The organism is Dietzia sp. SLG310A2-38A2 (genome assembly GCF_014145095.1).
Taxonomy (GTDB): domain Bacteria; phylum Actinomycetota; class Actinomycetes; order Mycobacteriales; family Mycobacteriaceae; genus Dietzia.
In genome coordinates, this window is sequence record NZ_JAALDX010000107.1 from 1 (window position 1) to 3,644 (window position 3,644).

Annotated in this window: 4 protein-coding genes; 2 read left to right on the forward strand and 2 right to left on the reverse strand. The window is 70.9% G+C overall.

Annotated features, from left to right (window positions below; translation table 11 throughout):
- Positions 1-436 (forward strand): DUF4439 domain-containing protein (locus G6027_RS04130; RefSeq protein ID WP_346995622.1); only part of this gene is annotated, 436 nt, incomplete at its 5' end.
- Positions 437-440: 4 nt separating this feature from the next.
- Here the strand turns inward: G6027_RS04130 and G6027_RS04135 are convergent.
- Entirely contained in the window at positions 441-2,192 is a 1,752-nt protein-coding gene (locus G6027_RS04135; RefSeq protein WP_182635651.1) for a proline--tRNA ligase, read from the reverse strand.
- Positions 2,193-2,251: 59 nt separating this feature from the next.
- Between G6027_RS04135 and G6027_RS04140 the strand changes: the two genes are divergently transcribed.
- Positions 2,252-3,001 (forward strand): peroxide stress protein YaaA, encoded by a 750-nt coding sequence (locus tag G6027_RS04140; protein WP_182635653.1) that lies wholly within the window; start codon positions 2,252-2,254, stop codon positions 2,999-3,001.
- A gap of 10 nt (positions 3,002-3,011) precedes the next feature.
- Here G6027_RS04140 and cobA read toward each other — a convergent pair.
- Positions 3,012-3,644: uroporphyrinogen-III C-methyltransferase (cobA, locus tag G6027_RS04145; RefSeq protein ID WP_182635656.1), on the reverse strand; the 633-nt coding region annotated here is incomplete at its 5' end.

Sequence of the window (3,644 nt, forward strand, 5' to 3'; positions counted from 1 at the left end):
CCTGCACGACGGCGGCCGAGGTGGTGCTCGCATGACGACCCCACCAGGGTTGGCGGCCGAGGATGCCGCCGTCTTCGGTTACGGTCTCGTCCTGGCCGGTGCCGACAGCGGTATCCGCGCCGCGGTCCGGCGGGAACTCGCCGCCCACCGCGCGCGCCGGGATGCCGCGGAGGCACTGTGGCCCGGATCCCCTCCCGCTCCGGTCGGGTATCTGACGACCCCCGACACCCCGACCTCGCCCGTGCTCCTCGCCATCCGGCTCGAGTCGGATTGCTGCGTGGCGTGGCGGACTGAGATCGGGGCCGCGAGGTCGACGGAGATCCGGAGGTTCTGTCTCGACGCCCTCACGGCTGCCTCCGTTCAGCTCGACCGCTGGAGGACCCTGGTCCCGGGCGCGCCGTTCGAGGCGTTGCCCGGGTTCCCTCCCCCGTCCTGACGGCCTAGCGCCCGGCCCCGATGAGTCGGATGATCTCGTCGGCGGCCCCGTCCACCGACACCTGGGTGACCTCCCCTGTGGCACGCTCACGGAGCTCCACGGTCCCCTCCGACCAACCACGACCCACGACGACGACCCACGGGACGCCGATCAACTCCGCGTCCTTGAACTTCACACCGGGTGAGGCCTTCCGGTCGTCGAAGAGCACCTCGAGGCGGGCCCGGTCGAGAGCCTCGACGAGCGTCGCTGCGCCGCCGGTCGCCGCCTCGTCCTTGTTGGCTATCACCACGTGGACGTCGGCCGGAGCCGCGGCTGCCGGCCACACCAGGCCCTTCTCGTCGGCGTACTGCTCGGCCAACACCGCCACGAGCCGGGACACCCCGATGCCGTACGAGCCCATCGTCACCCGGGCGGGCTTCCCGTTCTCACCGAGGACGTCGAATCCGAAGGCGTCGGTGTACTTACGGCCGAGTTGGAAGATGTGGCCGATCTCGATCCCCCGAGCGAGGGTGAGTGTGCCGTGGCCGTCGGGGGCCTCGTCACCCTCCCTGACCTCGGCCGCCTCGATCGTGCCGTCGGGGGTGAAGTCGCGGCCGCAGACGAGGTCCACGACGTGCCTGCCCGGCTCGTCCGCCCCGGTGATCCATGCCGTCCCCTCGACCACTCTGGGGTCCACCAGGTACCGGACCCCGCCCGCGAGCAGGGCCCCGGGACCGATGTACCCCTTCACGAGGAACGGGTTGGCGGTGAAGTCGTCCTCGCCCAGCACGGCCACCTCGGCGGGCTCGAGCGCCGCCTCGACGCGCTTCATGTCGACCTCACGGTCCCCGGGCAGTCCCACGCCCAGCAGTTCCCAGTCCTTGCCGGGCTCACGGACCTTGAACAACACGTTCTTGAGGGTGTCCGCTGCGGTCACCTCGCGACCGAGACCCGCGCCGTTGGCCCAGTCGACCAGCGTCGCGATCGTCGGAGTCCCGGGGGTGTCGTGGACGACAGGAGCGGGGAGTCCCTCGAACGGACGGGCGGGCGGCACCGGGGTCACCACAGCCTCGACGTTCGCCGCGTACTCCCCGTCCGTCGACCTGACGAAGGTGTCCTCCCCCGCCGCGGAGATCGCCAGGAACTCCTCGGAGGCCGATCCGCCCATCGCTCCCGAGGTCGCGGCGCAGATCACGTAGTCGATACCCAGGCGGTCGAAGATGCGCTGGTAGGTCTCCCGGTGCACCTGGTACGAGCGCTCGAGACCGGCGTCGTCGAGGTCGAATGAGTACGAGTCCTTCATGGTGAACTCGCGGCCCCGGAGGATCCCGGCGCGGGGCCGCTCCTCGTCCCGGTACTTGGACTGGATCTGGTACAGGGTCACGGGCAGGTCCTTGTACGAGGAGTACTCGCCCTGCACCGTGAGCGTGAACAATTCCTCGTGGGTGGGCCCGAGCAGCATGTCGTTGCCCTTACGGTCCTTGAGGCGGAACAGTGCCGATCCGTACTCGGTCCACCGGCCGGTCGTCTCGAAGGGCTCACGGGGCAGGAGCGCGGGCAGGCTGATCTCCTGTGCACCGGCGGAGTTCATCTCCTCGCGCACCACCTGCTCGATCCGGCGGAGGGTGCGCAGGCCGAGCGGCAGCCACGAGTACACGCCGGGCGCGACGCGCCGGACATAGCCGGCACGGACCAGCAGTTTGTGGCTCAGGACCTCGGCATCGGCCGGGTCGTCGCGGAGCGTACGCAGGAAGAGGTGGGACAGACGCGTGATCACGGTGGTCCAGCGTAGCCGCCCGGGAACCCGCCACCGGCGCGGGCGGTAGCCTCAGCCGGGTGCGCATCCTCCTCTCGCCCTCCGAGACCAAGTCCGTCGGCGGGTCGGGCGACCCCCTCGATCTGGCCGCGCTGTCGCTCCCCGCGCTCACCCACACCCGGGAATCGGTGGCCGGTGCCCTGGTCTCGATGTGTGTCGACGACCCGCGGGGTGCGCGGACCGCGCTCGGCCTGAGCGACACGCTCGCCGACGAGGTGACACACGACGCACACCTGTGGTCCTCCCCCACCGCCCCCGCACTCAGCCGGTACACCGGGGTGCTCTACGACGCGTTGGACCAGTCCTCCTTCACCCGGGCCACCCGGGCGCGCGCCGAATCGCGGCTGTGGATCGGGTCGGCGCTGTTCGGTCTGTTGGCCGCAGCCGACCCCATCCCGCACTACCGACTCTCCGCGGGGACGCGACTACCCGGACTGGGAACGCTCCGTTCGGTGTGGAAGCCCTCGCTGACCGACGCCACCGCCGACTGGGTCGACGACCTGGTGGTGGACCTCCGCTCGGGGGGTTACCAGCAGTTGGGGCCGGTTCCGGGCGCTGTCACCGTCGACGTCGTCACGGAGTACCCGGACGGCTCCCGCAAGGTGGTCTCCCACTTCTCGAAGCACCACAAGGGCCTGCTCGCCAGGTCACTGGCGACCTCCCGCGCGGAGATGACCGACGTGCCGGCGCTCCTGCGGGTGGCCCGCCGGGCGGGGCACACACTCGAGTACACCTCCGCCACCACCCTGACGATGGTGACCGAACCCTGAGAGTGGGGGCTCAGACCCGGGTCAGCACCTGCGGGAGCCCGGCGACTTCACCGACCACGACGATCGCCGGCGGTCGGACCTCGCGGTCGGCGAGCGTGGCGGCCATGGTCCCGACGGTGCACCGGTGGGTGACCTGACCGTCGAGGCTGCCGTCCACGATGATCGCGGCGGGTGTGTCCGCCGCCCGCCCGCCGGCCATGAGGGACTCGGCGATCGCCGGGGAGTTCTTGACGCCCATCAGCACGACCAGTGTCCCGCGCATCCGTGCGAGGGCCTCCCAGTCGATGAGAGAGCCCGGGTGTCCCGGTGGGAGGTGGCCCGAGACGATGGTGACCTCATGGGTCATTCCGCGGTTGCTCACGGGGATCCCGGCGAGCGCGGGGACGCTGAGCGCGCTGGAGACCCCGGGGACGACGCTGCAGGGGATCCCGGCCTCGGCGCAGGCGTGGGCTTCCTCGTATCCCCGCCCGTAGAGGAACGGGTCACCGCCCTTGAGCCGGACGACGAACTTGCCCTCCCTCGCCCGGTCCACGAGGACCTGGTTGATGGCGTCCTGGGCCATGGATCGGCCGTAGGGGATCTTGGCCGCGTCGACGATCTCCACGTCCGGGCGCAGTTCCCCCAGCGGCCGCTGGGGGGCGAG